This window comes from Streptomyces sp. SID5464 (genome assembly GCF_009862985.1).
Taxonomy (GTDB): Bacteria; Actinomycetota; Actinomycetes; order Streptomycetales; family Streptomycetaceae; genus Streptomyces; species Streptomyces chartreusis_D.
On sequence record NZ_WWIQ01000021.1, the window covers coordinates 111,045 to 125,831 of the forward strand.

Genomic DNA, 14,787 nt, shown 5'->3' on the forward strand with positions numbered 1-14,787 from the left:
TGAGACCCGAGCTCTCAGGCCCGCAAAACCCTCGCCCAGTCATCCGGCACCCGCCCCGCAGGCCCCGGCGCCGGCTGATCCGCGGGATGACTCACCGGCGGAGCCAGCTCCGGCCCCGACTCGTACAACTCGTTCGTCGAGTAGTCCCAGTACCAGCCCTCACCCGGCTCGAAGCTCTGCACCAGGCGATGTCCGGACTCCCTGAAGTGAGCCGTCGCGTGCTTCGCGGGCGAACTGTCACAACACCCCACGTGCCCGCACTGCGCACACCGCCGGAGGTGGAACCACCACCCCCCGGCCGCCTCGCACTCCGCGCACCCGCTGCCGCTCGGCGGGACACTCGGGTCGATACCGTTCTCACCACTCATGCCGACTCCTCCTCGACCGCTGTCAGCGGAAGCAGCACCTGGAACCGTGTGTCCCCCGGCTCCGACTCCACCTGAATCGTCCCGTGGTGCTTGTTGACCACGATCCGCCAGGAGATGTCGAGTCCGAGCCCGGTCCCCTCACCCACCGGCTTCGTCGTGAAGAACGGATCGAAGATCCGCCCCCGGTCCTCCGCCGGGATGCCGACGCCCGTGTCCCGGAACTCCACCAGCAGCCGTTCGTGGTCCCGGGCCGTCCGCACGGTCAAGGTCCCCTCCCCGCCCGCGCTGTTCATCGCCGAGACCGCGTTGTCGATCAGGTTCGTCCACACCTGGTTGAGCTCCGCCGGGTACGCCGGGATCCTCGGCAGCGTCCGGTCGTACTCCTTGACGACCTTGATCTGCCGGCCGATCTTGCCCGACAGCATCAGCAGCGTGCTGTCGAGGAGTTCGTGCACATCGGCGTGTTGGAAGGGCGCACGGTCGAGCTGGGAGTACTGCTTGGCCGCGTCGACGAGATGCGAGATGCGCGTGGTCGAGTCGTTGATCTCGTCCATCAGCAGCTCGGTCTCGACGGTGTAGTTGAGCCACCCGATCGCGCTCGGCAGGATCTCCTCGTCCACCGCCGCCGCGACCTGGTCCAGCCAGTCCTCGTCGAGACCGGCCTGCACGAAGACGGGCGCGATCCGCCAGCCGTCCGGGATGCCGTGGTCGTCGAGCCAGTCGGTGAGCGCGTCCTCCCGGTCCGAGGCCTCCAGCGGACTGAGCGTGGGGGCCTTGGCGACGCGTTCGGCGGTGCGTTCCTGGATGTCGATGAGGTTCGCCATGACCTCGGGGGAGTACGAACCCTGCGCGATGATCGCCAGCTTGTGCCGCATCTTGCCCACCCGCTCCCGCAGCGTCGCGGTCGCCCGTACGGCCGCCGCCGCGGGGTTGTTGAGCTCGTGGGTGAGGCCGGCGGACAACGAGCCGAGCGCCAGCAGCCGTTCGCGCTGCCCGATGGCCCGCTGGGTGTTCTTCGAACCGAAGAAGAGCCCCTCCAGCAGATGCACCGCCATCGGGAACCACTCCTGCATGATGCTCGCGAACGTGTCGGCGGGCAGCACGAAGAACCGCGTCGGCTCGGTGACGCGCATGGAGTTGTTGTAGACCTGCCGCACCCGGTCGCCCAGATACGCCTGCATGGACCCCGCGTACACCCCGCGCTGGGAGGTCCGGGTCACCTCCACGTCGTCGCCGCCGACCCGGCGGTACAGCACGACCGTGCCCTCGAGCATCACGTAGAAGCAGGTGGCGGGTTCGCCCTCGGTGTACACGGGGCCGGGCTCGAACTGCTCCACGCGTCCCTCGGCGCACAACCGTCCGAGCTGCTCGGGGGTCAGCTTCTCGAACAGGAACAGGGAACCGATCTCCTGCGGGGCGCACGGCATGGGCCGGCCGCTCATGACTGCTCCAGATACCGGTGGACGAGCATCACGGCCATGGCTCCCTCTCCGACGGCGGACGCGACCCGCTTGGCGGACTCGGAGCGGGCGTCGCCCGCCACGAACACCCCGGGCACATTGGTCTCCAGGTGGTACGGCGGCCGGTCCAGCTCCCAGCCCTCCGGCGGCCGGCCGTCGGCCGTCAGGTCGGGACCGGCGAGGATGAACCCGCGCTCGTCCCGCAGCACCGTGCCGTCCAGCCAGTCGGTCAGCGGGGCCGCGCCGATGAACACGAACACCCACTGCGCGTCGACCTCTTCGGTCTCGCCGGTGTCCACCTCCCGCAGGGTCAGCCGCTCCAGGTGGCCGTCACCGTGCGCCTCCTCGACGACCGTGCGGGCGCGCACCCGGATGTTGGGGGACTCCTCGATCTGCTGGATGAGGTAGTGCGACATCGACGCCGACAGCGACGGGCCGCGCACCAGCAGGGTCACCGACTTGGCGCCCCGCGACAGATACATCGCAGCCTGTCCGGCGGAGTTGGCGCCGCCGACGATGTACACGTCCTGCCCCTGGCAGGAGGGTGCCTCCGTCAGGGCCGACCCGTAGAACACCCCGCACCCGGTCAGGTCCTCGCAGCCGGGCGCCGACAGCTGCCGGTAGGAGACGCCGGTCGCCAGGATCACGCTGTGCGCGGCGACCGCCGAGCCGTCCGAGAACCGTACGATCCGGGCGGCGCCGTTGACCTCCAGCGCCGTCACCTCGCGCGCGGTGAGGATCTCGGCGCCGAACTTCGCCGCCTGCCGCCGGGCCCGGTCGGTGAGCTGGGCCCCCGACACGCCGTCGGGGAAGCCGAGGTAGTTCTCGATCCGGGAGCTCTGGCCCGCCTGTCCGCCGGTCGCCGACCGCTCCACCAGCACGGTCCGCAGCCCTTCGGAAGCGCCGTAGACCGCCGCGCCGAGCCCGGCCGGACCGCCGCCGATCACGACCAGGTCGTAGAAGTCGGCCGTCGGGGTCGTCGCCAGCCCGACCCGGGCGGCGAGGTCGACGGCCTCCGGCTCGACCAGCGGCGTCCCGTCCGGCGTGACCACCACGGGCAGCCGCATGCCGTCCTCGCCGGCCGCGGCCAGCAGTCGGCGGCCCTCCGGCTCGTCGGAGGAGTACCAGCGGTACGGCACCTGGTTGCGGGCCAGGAACTCCCGCACGTCCGAGGAGCGTGCCGACCAGCGGTGCCCGACGACCTTGGTACTCGGCACGGGCCGGTAGTCGCTGGAGCGCCACGCCTGGAGCAGATCGTCGAGGACCGGGTAGAGCTTCTCCTCTGGCGGGTCCCACGGCTTGAGCAGGTAGTGGTCGAGGTCGACGACGTTGATCGCGTCGATCGCCGCGTTCGTGTCCGCGTACGCCGTCAGCAGCACCCGCCGCGCACCCGGGTAGACGTCCAGGGCCTGTTCGAGGAACTCGATGCCGTTCATCTGGGGCATCCGGTAGTCGGCCAGGATCACGGCCACGAGATCGCCGCGCAGCTTCAGCTCCCGCAGCGCGTCGAGCGCGGACTCGCCGGACTCCGCGCGCACGATCCGGTACGACGCGCCGTACCGCCGCCTCAGGTCCCGGGCCACGGCCCTGGAGACCCCCGGGTCGTCGTCCACGGTCATGATGACGGTCCGCGCCGCATCGGCGGCCTGTGCCATACGTCCCCCACACCGGGCGGTCGACTCACGGCACGGTGCCCCGGGGCATCGCGCCGACCTCCGCCCATCGTATGTTCGATCGCCGCGGCGCGCTCCGATCCGGAGATCAGCCGTACGGACCGGGTAGTGAAGACTGAGCAGCACGTCAGTGACCTTGGAACAAGGAGGCAGCTGCATGACACGTCCGATCACCGCCGGGGTCGACGGATCGCAGGAGAGCCTGGCCGCGCTGGCCTGGGCGGCCCGGGAGGCGGTGCGGCGCGGGCTGGCGCTGCGAGTGGTGCACGCCTGGCGGTTCCAGCCGCACGAGGCGCTCGAAGCGGGGATCACCGGGGACGCGGACAGCCAGGAGCAGTGGGTGCACAGCGCGGTGACCGAGGCCGTCGGGACCGTCACCGAACGGCACCCGGACCTGGAGGTGACCACCGACGTCGTGGAGGGCCCGGTCGTCGACACCCTGGTCGCCGCCGCTGCCGGCGCCGAGCTGCTGGTGCTCGGCTCGCGCGGGCACGGGCCGATCGTCGGCTTCCTGCTCGGCTCGGTCGGCCAGCAGGTCATCGCCGAGGCCACCCGGCCCGTCGTGCTCGTCCGGGCCGGTGACCAGCCCTCGGCCGAGGCCGCCGGGCGGGAGATCGTCGTGGGCCAGCAGGGCGACGAGGGGGACAGCGCCGACGCGCTGCGGTTCGCGTTCGAGACCGCGGCCGTGCGCGGGGCGACCGTCCGGGTCGTACGGGCCTGGACACTGCCGCCCGTGTTCGCCTACAGCCCCGGCTCGCTGAAGCTCCTCGACGAGGCCGGGGGACTGGAGCCGTACGAGAAGAGGGCCCTGGCCGCCGCGGTCCGGCCGTGGCGGGAGCGTTTCCCCGACGTGCCGGTGGAGGAGCACGTGGAGATGGGCAGCGCCGGCCAGGTGCTGCTGTCGGTGGCCGGGACGGCCCAGCTGATGGTGGTCGGGCGGCGGGCCCACCGTACGGCCGTCGGCGCTCGCATCGGCTCGGTGGCGCACGGGGTGCTGCACCACGCGGACTGCCCGGTCGCCGTGGTCCCGCACACGTGAGGAGGCCTGTGTCTCAGTCCGCCGTCGGCTGAAGGGTCTTGCGGGCCTTGGGGAGGATGTTCTCGATGTAGTCCTCGACGGCCGTGTCGATGCCGATGTCGTGCTGGGCCCGCTCGGACAGGTACCAGCGGTGCTCGAGGAGCTGGTGGTAGATCTCCGCCGGGTCCATGGAACCGCGCAGTTCGGGCGGCACCGCCCGCACGGTCGGCCGGAACACCTCCCGCACCCAGCGGTGGGCCAGCACCTCGGGGCGGGCGCCCAGGGGATCGCCCGGGGCGTAGTCGTCCTGGGTCGCCATCCAGCTCTCCAGGTCGTTCAGCAGCCGCCGGGCCTGGTTCTCCTCCGTGTCCAGCCCGGTCAGGCGCAGCAGCTGGCGCTGGTGGTGTCCCGCGTCGACGACCTTGGGCACGAAGGTGACCGTGTCGCCGTTCGAGGCGTGCTCGATCTGCATCTCGGCGACGTCGAAGCCGAGGTCGTTCAGGCGGCGGATCCGGCGTTCTATGTAGTGGTACTTGCCCGCCGGATAGACGGAGGTGCGGGTCAGTTCGTCCCAGAGGCCGCCGTAGCGGGCGCAGATCTCCATGCCGAACTCGACCGGGTCCACCGACGGGTGCAGTGCCCCGGACGCCTCCAGGTCCAGCAACTCCCCGCTGATGTTCACGCGGGCGAGGTCCAGGTCGTACTCGCGCTGCCCGGAGCTGAGCTGCGGATGCAGGTCACCGGTCTCGGCGTCCACCAGATACGCGGCGTAGGCGCCCGCGTCGCGCCGGAAGAGGGTGTTGGACAGCGAGCAGTCGCCCCAGGCGAACCCGGCCAGGTGCAGGCGTACCAGGAGCACGGCGAGCGCGTCCATCAGCCGGTGCATGGTGGCCGGGCGCATGGTCGTCTCGAACATCGAGCGGTACGGCATCGAACCGCCCAGGTGCCGGGTGATCAGCACGCTCTCCAGCGGTGCGCCGTCCGCGTCGGTGCGGCCGGTGACCACGGCCAGCGGGTCCACCGCCGGGATGCCGATCCGGTCCAGGTCGCGCAGCAGCTCGTACTCGCGCTGCGCGGGCCGCTCGGCCAGCTCCTTGACGGCGATCACCTCGTCGCCGGCCCGGGAGTAGCGCACCACGTGCCGGGAGATGCCGCGCGGCAGTGGTACGAGGTACTCCTCCGGCCACTCCTCCAGGGGCAGGTCCCACGGCAGTTCCAGCAGAAGCGCGGGATGCTCCGGGTTGGTCGCGCTGATCTGAAGTGCCATGCGCCGGGTGTCCTTGTCTCGCCGCTGATCGTCACCCCAGATTAGAGGGCGCGCTCCCGGGCCCGGTGGGCGGCGTCCCGCAACGGACCGCGGTGGACCGGACCGTGCCCGGGCAGCAGCAGCTCGCCCTCCAGCTCCGCGAGGACGTCCAGGGAGGCCACGGCACGCGGGCGCTCGTGGTGGAACATGTCCGGCAGCAGCTGCGGTCCCTCGACCCGCGAGGTGGCGTGCCCGCTGACCAGGGCGTCGCCGGAGATCAGCACCCCGGTGCCGGGCACGTGGTAGGCGCAGTGCCCGCCGGTGTGGCCCGGCGTGTGCACCGGCACGGGCCGCCCGGGCAGGTCCAGGGCGCCCGCCGCCGGGAACGGCTCGGGGGCCGTGACGGGGTTGTGCATCGTGCCGCCTGAGCGCAGCGCGTGCACGGCCCACGGCAGCACCCCGGGGCGCCAGCCGTTCCTCAGCACCGTCCCGAGGGACACCTGGTGCAGGAACTCCCGGCGTGCGTGCGGCACTTCGGCCTCGTGGAGGTACACGGGCGTGCCGTACGTGGCGCGCAGGTACTCGGCGGAGCCCAGGTGGTCGTTGTGCGCGTGCGTGATGAGCACGGCCGCGACCGCCTCCGGGGAGCTGCCCACCTCCGCGAGCGAGGTGAGGAGCTGCTCCCGGTCGCCGGGGTAGCCGGTGTCGACCAGCGTGACGGCGTCCCCCTCCGCAAGGATCACCCAGTTGGTGTTGGAGCCGTGCACCAGGTAGGTGCCGTCGGCGACTTGGTGTACGTCTGCCCGCATGATCGCCCCGCGTTGTGTGGTACCAGCCCGACGAGAGAAGGAAAGCAGACCCCAGGGCAGGCGGAGTCGCCGGGTCCGTCCCAACGGGCCCGCGTGCCCCGGTCGTTCGGACGGGCTCAGTGCACGCCGTGCGGGCGGAACTGGATGCTGATGCGCGGCTCCGTCGCGCGCGTGCTCTTGGGCACGGAGTGCTCCCAGGTGCGCTGGCAGGAGCCGCCCATCACGATGAGGTCGCCGTGCCCCAGTGGCCGGCGCACGGTGTCGCGGCCGCCCCGCATCGGACGCAGCAGCAGGTCCCGGGGCGCTCCCACCGACAGGATCGCGACCATCGTGTCCTCACGCGCCCCGCGGCCGATCCGGTCGCCGTGCCAGGCCACGCTGTCCCGGCCGTCGCGGTAGTAGCACAGTCCGGCCGTGGTGAACGGCTCGCCCAGTTCCTCGCCGTAGTGGGCGCTCAGCGCGTCGCGCGCCTCGGTCAGGACCGGGTGCGGCAGCGGGTCGTCGGCGCCGTAGAAAGCGAGCAACCTAGGCACGTCGACGACGTGGTCGTACATCGTGCGCCGCTCCGCCCGCCACGGCACCTCGGCGGCCAGGTGTTCGAACAGTGTGTCGGAACCGCTGAGCCACCCGGGCAGGACGTCGAGCCAGGCGCCGAAACCGAGGTGGGTACGGCTGATCCCGTCGAGCGGCCCGAGCCGCAGCTCGTCGGCCTGGTCGAAAAGGGAGCCCTGGAGGTGCATGGCCCCAGGGTACCTCGTAATCGAATATGTGTTCCATCAAGATTCCGGGGTTTCGATACATCGGTGTATCGAATACAGTTCCGTATCGAAAGGGGGCCGGACACCGTGGAGGGAACGACCGGTCGGGTGACCAGGCGCCGTGTCCGCACCCGCGCCAATCTCCTGGACGCGGCGTTCTCCGTGTTCGCGGCCAAGGGCTTCGGGCACGTCTCGATCGAGGAGGTCTGCGAGGCCGCCGGCTACAGCAGGGGCGCCTTCTACTCCAACTTCTCCAGCCTCGACGAGCTGTTCTTCGCCCTCTACCGCGAGCGGGCCGACCTCATCGCGGAGCAGGTGGCCGGTGCTCTCGCCCTCGACGGGCCCGGCCTCGACGTGCCGGCCGCCGTGGACCGCGTCACCGACGTGCTGCTCCTCGACCGGGACTGGCTCCTCGTGAAGACGGACTTCCTGGTGCACGCGGCCCGCGACCCGGACGTCGCCCGGAGCCTGCTGGAGCACCGCGCGCGGCTGCGGCGGGCGATCGCCGACCGGCTCGCCCGCGCCCGCGGGCACACCGCACTGCCCGCCGTCCTGGGCGACACGGACGGCGCCGCCCACGCCGTGGTCGCGGCCTACGACGGCGTCACCACGCAACTGCTGCTGGACCGGGACGTCGAGCACGCCCGCGCCTGGCTGAAACAACTGCTCACGGCCCTGCTGACCGACGGCAGCGGCACCCCCGACCGCACGCGGAACTGAAGAAGGGAACGGTCGCCATGGATGCCGACGTCATCGTCGTCGGAGCGGGCCTCGCCGGCCTGGTCGCGGCACACGAACTGACCAGCAGGGGCAGGAGGGTCGCCCTCGTCGACCAGGAGAACGCCGCCAACCTCGGCGGACAGGCCTTCTGGTCCTTCGGCGGGCTGTTCCTCGTCGACTCGCCGGAGCAGCGGCGCCTGGGCATCAAGGACTCCTTCGACCTGGCCTGGAGCGACTGGCGGGGCAGCGCGGGCTTCGACCGGCTGGAGGACGAGGACTCCTGGGCGGTGCGCTGGGCGCGCGCCTACGTCGAATTCGCCGCGGGGGAGAAGCGGTCCTGGCTGAACGGGCACGGCATCACGTTCCTGCCCACCGTCGGCTGGGCCGAGCGCGGCGACCTCACCGCCCACGGGCACGGCAACACCGTGCCCCGCTTCCACATCGCCTGGGGCACCGGCACCGGTGTGGTGGAACCCTTCGTCCGCTACGCCGAGCAGGCCGCGCGCGACGGACTGCTCACCTTCCACCACCGTCACCGCGTCGACGAACTGGTCGTCGAGGACGGCAGCGCCCGCGGCGTGCGCGGCACGGTCCTGGCCGAGGACACCTCACCGCGTGGCGTCGCCTCCAACCGCGACGCCGTCGGCGAGTTCGCACTCACCGCCCAGGCCGTCGTCGTCACCAGCGGCGGCATCGGCGCCAACCACGACATCGTCCGCCGCTACTGGCCCGAGCGCCTCGGCACCCCGCCGCGGGAGATGGTCACCGGCGTCCCGGCCTACGTCGACGGCCGGATGCTCGACATCAGCGCCGAGGCGGGCGTACGCCTGGTCAACCGGGACCGCATGTGGCACTACACCGAGGGCCTGCAGAACTGGGACCCGATCTGGCCCGGCCACGGCATCCGCATCCTGCCCGGACCGTCCTCGATGTGGTTCGACGCCCTCGGCCGCCGCCTGCCCGGGCCGTACCTGCCCGGCTACGACACCCTCGGCACCCTGAAGCACCTGCGCACCACCGAGGACATCGCCGGGTACGACCACTCCTGGTTCATCCTCACGCAGAAGATCATCGAGAAGGAGTTCGCCCTGTCGGGCTCCGAGCAGAACCCCGACATCACCGCCAAGGACCGCGCCGGGTTCCTGAAGGAACGCATCCTCGGCAAGGGCGCGCCCGGACCGGTCGACGCGTTCCTGCGCAAGGGCGCCGACTTCGTGACAGCCCCCAGTGTCGAGCAGCTCGTCGAGAAGATGAACCAGCTGACCGACAGGCCACTGCTCGACGCGGCCGGGATCCGCCGCCAGATCGAGGCCCGCGACCTGCAGATCGCCAACCCCTACGCCAAGGACGCCCAGGTGCAGGGCATCCGCAACGCCCGCCGCTACATCGGCGACCGTCTCGGCCGGGTCGCCACGCCGCACCGCATCCTGGACCCGGACGCCGGCCCGCTGATCGGCGTCAAGCTGCACATCCTCACCCGCAAGACGCTCGGCGGCATCCAGACCGACCTCGACTCGCGCGCCCTCGGCACCGACGGCAAGCCGGTGGAGGGGCTGTACGCGGCCGGCGAGGTCGCCGGATTCGGCGGCGGCGGTGTCCACGGCTACAACGCGCTGGAGGGCACCTTCCTCGGCGGCTGCCTCTTCTCGGGCCGCGCGGCGGGCCGGGCGGCGGCGAAACAGACCGCCTGACCGTGCCGGGACGGCCCGCCTCCTCAGCTCCGCACGAGGCGGGCCAGCACCGTGGCGTGGCTCTCTTCCGGCGTCTTCGACGCGGTCAGCAGCGTCACATCACCCTTGCGGACCAGGTCACGGACGTGGTCGAGGACCTCGGCCGCCTCGTCGGCGGCGAGCTCCGCCTCGTACCGGCCGGCGAACTCCTCGTACGAGCCCTCGCCCGCGTGGTACCAGCGGCGCAGTTCCGTCGACGGGGTGATCGCCTTGGGCCACTCGTCCACCCGGGCCGCGTCCTTCGCCAGGCCCCGCGGCCACAGCCGGTCGACCAGGACACGCACCCCGTCCTCCGGCTCGGGCGGATCGTAGACGCGGCGTACGCGGACGCTCATGCTCGTCCCCTTCTGCTTCTGCGACGGACGGGTGTGCCGCGAGCGTAACCCCGACCGGGCGCCGGCACCCGCCGCGCCGAAGGGCCGATTCCGCTCGCGCCGAGCGGGTACTCCGTCCGCCTGACGGCGTCGAGGGAGGAGGTCACGACATGAGTGGATCGGACGACCTGCCGGTCGTGCGCACACTCGCCGAGCTCACCGAGCTGGTCGAACGGCACCAGGGCCTGTACGTCCGCTGGTCGCGCGGCCCCGCGACCGATCTCCGCGACGTGTCCAGCACCGACGATCTCACGGGCGTGTCCATGCCGGGCCTGTCCGCCAACCCGCTCGACGTCGAGGACTGGTGGGAGGACCGGCCCGTCCGGGTGTGGGTGGCGCGTCGCCTGCACGACTACGCCCATCTGCCGCACGAGAAGGGGCCCGGCGTACGGCCCTGGGTGCTCGCGGGCAAGGAGACCGCCCGCGGACCCGACAACGAACCGCTGGTCACCGACGCCCGGCCGATGAGCTGGATCGACCAGCAGGTGATCGACGAGGCGAAGGCGGAGGTGTCCCGGCAGGAGAACCCCTGGGGGCCGCTGCGCCGCAGCTGAATCCCCCAGGGGAGGTGGGCAGGGCGTCAGCCCGAGCGGCGGCGGGCCGCCGCGCGCCGCTTCAGCGCACGCCGTTCCGTCTCGCTGGTCCCGCCCCACACACCGATGGACTGCCCCGTGTCCAGCGCCCACTGCAAGCACTGCTCCTGGACGGGGCAGCGCCGGCACACCGCCTTGGCCTGCTCCGTCTGGAGGAGGGCCGGGCCGGAGGTGCCGATCGGGAAGAAGAGCTCGGGGTCCTCGTGCCGGCAGGCAGCGTGGTCTCGCCAGTTGTCCATCGAAGTCACCTGCGATCGCAGTAGAAACGTGCCCGTTCGGATGATTGCTCCTTTTCGGGTCACCTGTCGAGGCGTGGTGAAACAGCGCCGCCCGGACACCGCTCACTGCTCGCGCAGGCCCCAGGGCGAGCCGTAGGCCGTCAGCAGGTCCAGGAACGGGCGGGCCGGGAAGGCCTCGGGGCCGAGCACGCCCGCGCCGGACCAGGCGCCCGAGGCGAGGAGTTCGAGCGCGACGACGGGATTGACGGCGGTCTGCCACACCACGGCCTGGGAGCCGTACTCCGCCATGGACCACTGGTTGTCGACCACGTGGTACAGGTATACGTCGCGCGGCCTCCCGTCCCGCACGCCCCGCACCCACGTGCCCGCACACGTCTTTCCGCGCATCCGCTCGCCGAGTGTCGCCGGGTCGGGCAGGCACGCGGCGACCACGTCCCGCGGCGAGACGGCCACCGGTCCGTCCGTCCCCGGCACCGTCACCGGGTCGGTGCGGTCCAGGCCCAGCAGGTGCAGCGTCTTCAGCGTCTCGACGAACTCGCGGCCCAGGCCGTACTTGAAGGTGACGCGGCGCGTGTCGACCCAGCGCGGGACGAGCAGCACCTCCTCGTGCTCCACGTTCACGCACTCGACCGGTCCGATGCCCTCGGGGAAGTCGAAGACCTCGGACTCGCTGAAGGGTTCGGTGGTGAACCAGCCCCGGCCGGCCTCGTAGACGACCGGCGGGTTGAGGCACTCCTCGATGGTGGTCCAGATGCTGAACGAGGGCGCGAAGCCGTAGCCGTCGACGGTCAGGTTCGCGCCGTCGCGGATGCCGATCTCCTCGATCTCGTCGAAGAGTTCGTCGGCGGCGTACCGCGCGAAGACGTCCGACAGGCCCGGCTCCACGCCCATGCCGACGAGGGCCAGCACGCCCTCCTTCTCCCAGTCGGCCGCCTGCGCGAACTGCTCGTCGCCCAGCTTCACCCCGCACTCCTCGTACGGCCGCTCGGCGTGCGGACGGGACAGGGACATCGCCATGTCGACATACGTGGCGCCCGCGGCGCGGGCCGCGCGGAACAGCGGCATCACGAAGCGGGGGTCGGTGGCGTTGAGGAGGACGTCGCAGCGATGCCGTGCCAGCAGGCGGGCCACCGCCGGTTCGTCGCCCGCGTCCACCTGCTCGGCGGTGAACCGTGGGTCACCGCCGAGCGCCGCGACCGCCGCCTCGGACCGGCCGGGGTCGTGGTCGGCCACCACCATCGCCTCGAAGAGGGGCCGCCGGGCAGCGATCTTGGTGATCGCGCCGCCCACGCCTCCGGCACCCACGAGCAGTACACGCATGACAGAAACTCCCTTTTCGCGAAGAACCTGGCGCGCCCTCGGGGGAGATACAACGCCGCCGCGCGTCTTAAGGTCAATGTCGTTGGCATAAGGAGCCAGTGGAGGGAGCCCGTCGTGCCCAAGCCCGTGGTGCCCGAGGAGAAACGCCGCCGGCGCAGGCCCACCAAGAGCGGCACCGTGCTGTCCGAACGGCTGATCGTCGAGACGGCGCTGCGGATGCTGCGCGAACACGGCAGCGCGGGGCTGACCGCCCGCAGGCTCGGCCTGGCCCTGGACGCCGACCCGAGCACGCTCTACCGGTACTTCCGGGGCATGGACGATCTGACGCTCGCCATCGGCGACGCGCTGATCGGGCAGGCGCTCGGCGGCTGGGCGCCGACGGGGGAGTGGCGGGCGGACCTGCGGGCCGTCGGGCTGCGCATCCACGCCGCGTACGTGGAGCATCCGCAGGCCGCGGTGCTCACGGCGAGCCGCGTCTCGGGCCGCGCCCATGAACTCGCGGCCGACGAGGCCGTCCTGGACATCCTGCGCACGGCGGGCTTCCCGGTGCCGGACGCGGTGCGCGTCTACCACGCCTTCGTCGACACGACACTGGCCTTCGCCGCGCTCGACGCGGCCTCGCTGGCCCTGCCCAGCGCCTCGCTGCGGGCCGACGAGGAGATGTGGCGCTCGACGTACGCCCGCCTGCCCGCCGCCACCCACCCCCGTATCGCGGAGGCGGCACCCCTGCTCGCCACCCGCATGCTCACCAGCGCCTATCCGACGGCCCTGGACATGCTGCTGGACAGCGCGGCGGCTCAGCTGGAGGGGATCCGGGGGTAGGGCGTCGCGCCCGCAGCGCCTCGCGTCACGCCCGCAGTGCCTCCCCGGCGGTCGCCGTCACCGTCTCCGCCACCTGTGCCAGCGCGGGCGAGTCGAGCTTCCACTGCTGCCAGTACAGCGGCACGTCCACCGTCCGGCCCGGGGCGATCCCGACCAGCCGCCCGGTGCGCAGCAGCGGATCCGCCTGGGCCTCGGGCACCAGGCCCCACCCCAGTCCGGCCGCCACGGCCTCGGCGAAACCCTCCGAGGTCGGCACGTAGTGGCGCAGCGCGCTCGCGCCGCTCCGCCCCCGGGTGAGCCGGCGCACGAAACCGTCCTGGAAGTCGTCCCGCCGGTCGAAGGCCACGACGGGCAGGTCGAGGAGCACCTGTTCCAGCGGCCCGCCGCCGAGGTGACGCGCGGCGAAGTTCGGCGCGGCCACGGGCAGGTAGCGCATCCGCCCCAGCGACCGGACGGAACAGCCCGGCACGGGATCCGGCGACGAGGTCACCGCGGCCATCACCACCCCCTCCCGCAGCAGCGCCGCCGTGTGGTCCTCGTCCTCGCGGCGCAGTTCGAAGCAGAGCCGCAGCTCCTCCGGCACACGCGTGAGCACCCGCAGGAACCAGGTGGCCAGCGAGTCCGCGTTCACCGCCACCGACACCCGGGTCGGCTCCCCGGTCCCGCTCAGCCCGAGCTCCGCGTACGCGTCGCGCTCCAGCCGCGCCACCTGCCGGGCCAGCCGCACCAGCACCTCGCCCGACTCGGTCGGCCGCACCGGCTTGGTCCGCAGCAGCAGCACCCGCCCCGTGCGCTGCTCCAGCGCCTTCACACGCTGACTGATCGCCGACGGCGTCACGTGCAGCGCGGCCGCCGCCGCGTCGAAGGTCCCCTCGTCCACGACCGCGAGCAGGGTGCGCACCTGGTCCAGTGGAAGGTCAGCCATCACGGACGCTAATGATACGTAAGAATCTTTAGCTGTACCCGGGACGGATCCGTCCGTAGCGTCACGGCCATGACCAGCACCTTCACCGCCGCAGCCGCGGGGTTCGGCACCGGCCTGTCCCTCATCGTCGCCATCGGCGCCCAGAACGCCTTCGTCCTGCGCCAGGGGATCCGGCGCGACGCCGTCCTCGCCGTCGTCGGCATCTGCGCCCTGTCCGACGCCGCCCTCATCACGCTCGGGGTCGGTGGGGTCGGCGCGGTGGTGGTGGCCTGGCCGGGCGCCCTGACGGCGATCGGCTGGATCGGCGGCGCGTTCCTGCTGTGCTACGGCGCCCTGGCCGCCCGGCGGGTGTTCCGGCCGGACGGTGGCGGGCTGCGGACCGACGGGGAGGCGGCCGGATCGCGCCGCCGGGCCGTGCTCACCTGCCTGGCGATGACCTGGCTCAACCCGCACGTCTACCTCGACACCGTGTTCCTGCTCGGCTCCGTCGCCGCCGACCACGGCCCGCTGCGCTGGACGTTCGGCCTCGGCGCCGTGCTGGCCAGCCTGTGCTGGTTCGCCGCCCTCGGGTTCGGCGCGCGGATGCTCGGCCGCTTCCTCGCCAAGCCCGCCGCCTGGCGGGTCCTGGACGGCCTGGTCGCCGCCACCATGATCGTGCTCGGTGCCGTGCTCATCACCGGAAGCTGAGACCTCGGCTCTCCGGCGCCCGGCGGGTGGTGCGATAGTGATCGC

16 protein-coding genes are annotated in these 14,787 nt (G+C 72.1%); 6 read left to right on the plus strand and 10 right to left on the minus strand.

Annotation, left to right across the window (positions count from 1 at the left end; translation table 11 throughout):
• Nucleotides 1-14: 14 nt before the first annotated feature.
• The 3 genes from GTY47_RS14420 to GTY47_RS14430 are packed head-to-tail and all read right to left on the minus strand — an operon-like array spanning nucleotide 15 to nucleotide 3,483.
• Nucleotides 15-368, minus strand: a complete 354-nt coding sequence (locus GTY47_RS14420) for a UBP-type zinc finger domain-containing protein (protein ID WP_010033196.1) — start codon at nucleotides 366-368, stop codon at nucleotides 15-17.
• On the minus strand, nucleotides 365-1,810 hold the full coding sequence (locus tag GTY47_RS14425) for an ATP-binding protein (RefSeq protein WP_029180717.1): 1,446 nt from the start codon (nucleotides 1,808-1,810) through the stop codon (nucleotides 365-367). Before GTY47_RS14425 ends, GTY47_RS14420 begins: the two co-directional genes overlap by 4 nt.
• Nucleotides 1,807-3,483: an FAD-dependent oxidoreductase gene (locus GTY47_RS14430; protein ID WP_010033203.1), complete on the minus strand. Its 1,677-nt coding sequence runs from the start codon at nucleotides 3,481-3,483 to the stop codon at nucleotides 1,807-1,809. The genes GTY47_RS14425 and GTY47_RS14430 overlap by 4 nt, the downstream gene beginning before the upstream one ends.
• Before the next feature lie 175 nt (nucleotides 3,484-3,658).
• Here GTY47_RS14430 and GTY47_RS14435 point away from each other — a divergent pair, with 175 nt between their 5' ends.
• Complete coding sequence (locus tag GTY47_RS14435) at nucleotides 3,659-4,540, plus strand: universal stress protein (RefSeq protein ID WP_010033208.1); 882 nt, start codon at nucleotides 3,659-3,661, stop codon at nucleotides 4,538-4,540.
• Nucleotides 4,541-4,553: 13 nt separating this feature from the next.
• Here GTY47_RS14435 and GTY47_RS14440 read toward each other — a convergent pair whose 3' ends face one another.
• The 3 genes from GTY47_RS14440 to GTY47_RS14450 all read right to left on the minus strand — a co-directional run bounded on the left by GTY47_RS14440 (nucleotide 4,554) and on the right by GTY47_RS14450 (nucleotide 7,314).
• Nucleotides 4,554-5,786: a DUF4032 domain-containing protein gene (locus GTY47_RS14440; RefSeq protein ID WP_010033209.1), complete on the minus strand. Its 1,233-nt coding sequence runs from the start codon at nucleotides 5,784-5,786 to the stop codon at nucleotides 4,554-4,556.
• Nucleotides 5,787-5,827: 41 nt separating this feature from the next.
• Nucleotides 5,828-6,574, minus strand: coding sequence for an MBL fold metallo-hydrolase (locus GTY47_RS14445; RefSeq protein WP_010033210.1), 747 nt, complete (start codon nucleotides 6,572-6,574; stop codon nucleotides 5,828-5,830).
• Nucleotides 6,575-6,690: 116 nt separating this feature from the next.
• Nucleotides 6,691-7,314 carry an alpha-ketoglutarate-dependent dioxygenase AlkB gene (locus tag GTY47_RS14450; protein ID WP_010033211.1) on the minus strand — a complete coding sequence of 208 codons (624 nt, stop codon included), beginning with the start codon at nucleotides 7,312-7,314 and terminating at the stop codon, nucleotides 6,691-6,693.
• Nucleotides 7,315-7,440: 126 nt separating this feature from the next.
• On the opposite strand from GTY47_RS14450, the gene GTY47_RS14455 reads away from it, so the two are divergent.
• Nucleotides 7,441-8,052 (plus strand): TetR/AcrR family transcriptional regulator, encoded by a 612-nt coding sequence (locus GTY47_RS14455; protein ID WP_010033214.1) that lies wholly within the window; start codon nucleotides 7,441-7,443, stop codon nucleotides 8,050-8,052.
• A 17-nt stretch (nucleotides 8,053-8,069) separates the two neighbouring features.
• Nucleotides 8,070-9,743 (plus strand): FAD-binding dehydrogenase, encoded by a 1,674-nt coding sequence (locus tag GTY47_RS14460; RefSeq protein WP_010033216.1) that lies wholly within the window; start codon nucleotides 8,070-8,072, stop codon nucleotides 9,741-9,743.
• 23 nt (nucleotides 9,744-9,766) lie between these two features.
• On the opposite strand, the gene GTY47_RS14465 is transcribed toward GTY47_RS14460, so the two are convergent.
• Nucleotides 9,767-10,117: a DUF488 family protein gene (locus tag GTY47_RS14465; RefSeq protein ID WP_010033219.1), complete on the minus strand. Its 351-nt coding sequence runs from the start codon at nucleotides 10,115-10,117 to the stop codon at nucleotides 9,767-9,769.
• Between the two features lie 149 nt (nucleotides 10,118-10,266).
• On the opposite strand from GTY47_RS14465, the gene GTY47_RS14470 reads away from it, so the two are divergent.
• Nucleotides 10,267-10,710 (plus strand): DUF6098 family protein, encoded by a 444-nt coding sequence (locus tag GTY47_RS14470; RefSeq protein WP_010033224.1) that lies wholly within the window; start codon nucleotides 10,267-10,269, stop codon nucleotides 10,708-10,710.
• A gap of 26 nt (nucleotides 10,711-10,736) precedes the next feature.
• Here GTY47_RS14470 and GTY47_RS14475 read toward each other — a convergent pair whose 3' ends face one another.
• Entirely contained in the window at nucleotides 10,737-10,988 is a 252-nt protein-coding gene (locus tag GTY47_RS14475) for a WhiB family transcriptional regulator (protein WP_010033226.1), read from the minus strand.
• 102 nt (nucleotides 10,989-11,090) lie between these two features.
• On the minus strand, nucleotides 11,091-12,308 hold the full coding sequence (locus tag GTY47_RS14480) for a saccharopine dehydrogenase C-terminal domain-containing protein (RefSeq protein WP_010033229.1): 1,218 nt from the start codon (nucleotides 12,306-12,308) through the stop codon (nucleotides 11,091-11,093).
• A gap of 114 nt (nucleotides 12,309-12,422) precedes the next feature.
• Between GTY47_RS14480 and GTY47_RS14485 the strand changes: the two genes are divergently transcribed.
• Complete coding sequence (locus GTY47_RS14485; RefSeq protein WP_010033232.1) at nucleotides 12,423-13,130, plus strand: TetR/AcrR family transcriptional regulator; 708 nt, start codon at nucleotides 12,423-12,425, stop codon at nucleotides 13,128-13,130.
• A gap of 25 nt (nucleotides 13,131-13,155) precedes the next feature.
• On the opposite strand, the gene GTY47_RS14490 is transcribed toward GTY47_RS14485, so the two are convergent.
• On the minus strand, nucleotides 13,156-14,055 hold the full coding sequence (locus tag GTY47_RS14490; protein ID WP_040902442.1) for a LysR family transcriptional regulator ArgP: 900 nt from the start codon (nucleotides 14,053-14,055) through the stop codon (nucleotides 13,156-13,158).
• A 69-nt stretch (nucleotides 14,056-14,124) separates the two neighbouring features.
• On the opposite strand from GTY47_RS14490, the gene GTY47_RS14495 reads away from it, so the two are divergent.
• Nucleotides 14,125-14,742 (plus strand): LysE/ArgO family amino acid transporter, encoded by a 618-nt coding sequence (locus GTY47_RS14495; protein WP_010033235.1) that lies wholly within the window; start codon nucleotides 14,125-14,127, stop codon nucleotides 14,740-14,742.
• The last annotated feature ends 45 nt before the right edge of the window (nucleotides 14,743-14,787 follow it).

Bases quoted from the DNA above. Each gene is read 5' to 3' on its own strand.
- GTY47_RS14420 (WP_010033196.1), bottom strand. From the start codon at position 368: ATGAGTGGTGAGAACGGTATCGACCCGAGTGTCCCGCCGAGCGGCAGC.
- GTY47_RS14425 (WP_029180717.1), bottom strand. From the start codon at position 1,810: ATGAGCGGCCGGCCCATGCCGTGCGCCCCGCAGGAGATCGGTTCCCTG.
- GTY47_RS14430 (WP_010033203.1), bottom strand. From the start codon at position 3,483: ATGGCACAGGCCGCCGATGCGGCGCGGACCGTCATCATGACCGTGGAC.
- GTY47_RS14435 (WP_010033208.1), top strand. From the start codon at position 3,659: ATGACACGTCCGATCACCGCCGGGGTCGACGGATCGCAGGAGAGCCTG.
- GTY47_RS14440 (WP_010033209.1), bottom strand. From the start codon at position 5,786: ATGGCACTTCAGATCAGCGCGACCAACCCGGAGCATCCCGCGCTTCTG.
- GTY47_RS14445 (WP_010033210.1), bottom strand. From the start codon at position 6,574: ATGCGGGCAGACGTACACCAAGTCGCCGACGGCACCTACCTGGTGCAC.
- GTY47_RS14450 (WP_010033211.1), bottom strand. From the start codon at position 7,314: ATGCACCTCCAGGGCTCCCTTTTCGACCAGGCCGACGAGCTGCGGCTC.
- GTY47_RS14460 (WP_010033216.1), top strand. From the start codon at position 8,070: ATGGATGCCGACGTCATCGTCGTCGGAGCGGGCCTCGCCGGCCTGGTC.
- GTY47_RS14465 (WP_010033219.1), bottom strand. From the start codon at position 10,117: ATGAGCGTCCGCGTACGCCGCGTCTACGATCCGCCCGAGCCGGAGGAC.
- GTY47_RS14470 (WP_010033224.1), top strand. From the start codon at position 10,267: ATGAGTGGATCGGACGACCTGCCGGTCGTGCGCACACTCGCCGAGCTC.
- GTY47_RS14475 (WP_010033226.1), bottom strand. From the start codon at position 10,988: ATGGACAACTGGCGAGACCACGCTGCCTGCCGGCACGAGGACCCCGAG.
- GTY47_RS14480 (WP_010033229.1), bottom strand. From the start codon at position 12,308: ATGCGTGTACTGCTCGTGGGTGCCGGAGGCGTGGGCGGCGCGATCACC.
- GTY47_RS14490 (WP_040902442.1), bottom strand. From the start codon at position 14,055: ATGGCTGACCTTCCACTGGACCAGGTGCGCACCCTGCTCGCGGTCGTG.
- GTY47_RS14495 (WP_010033235.1), top strand. From the start codon at position 14,125: ATGACCAGCACCTTCACCGCCGCAGCCGCGGGGTTCGGCACCGGCCTG.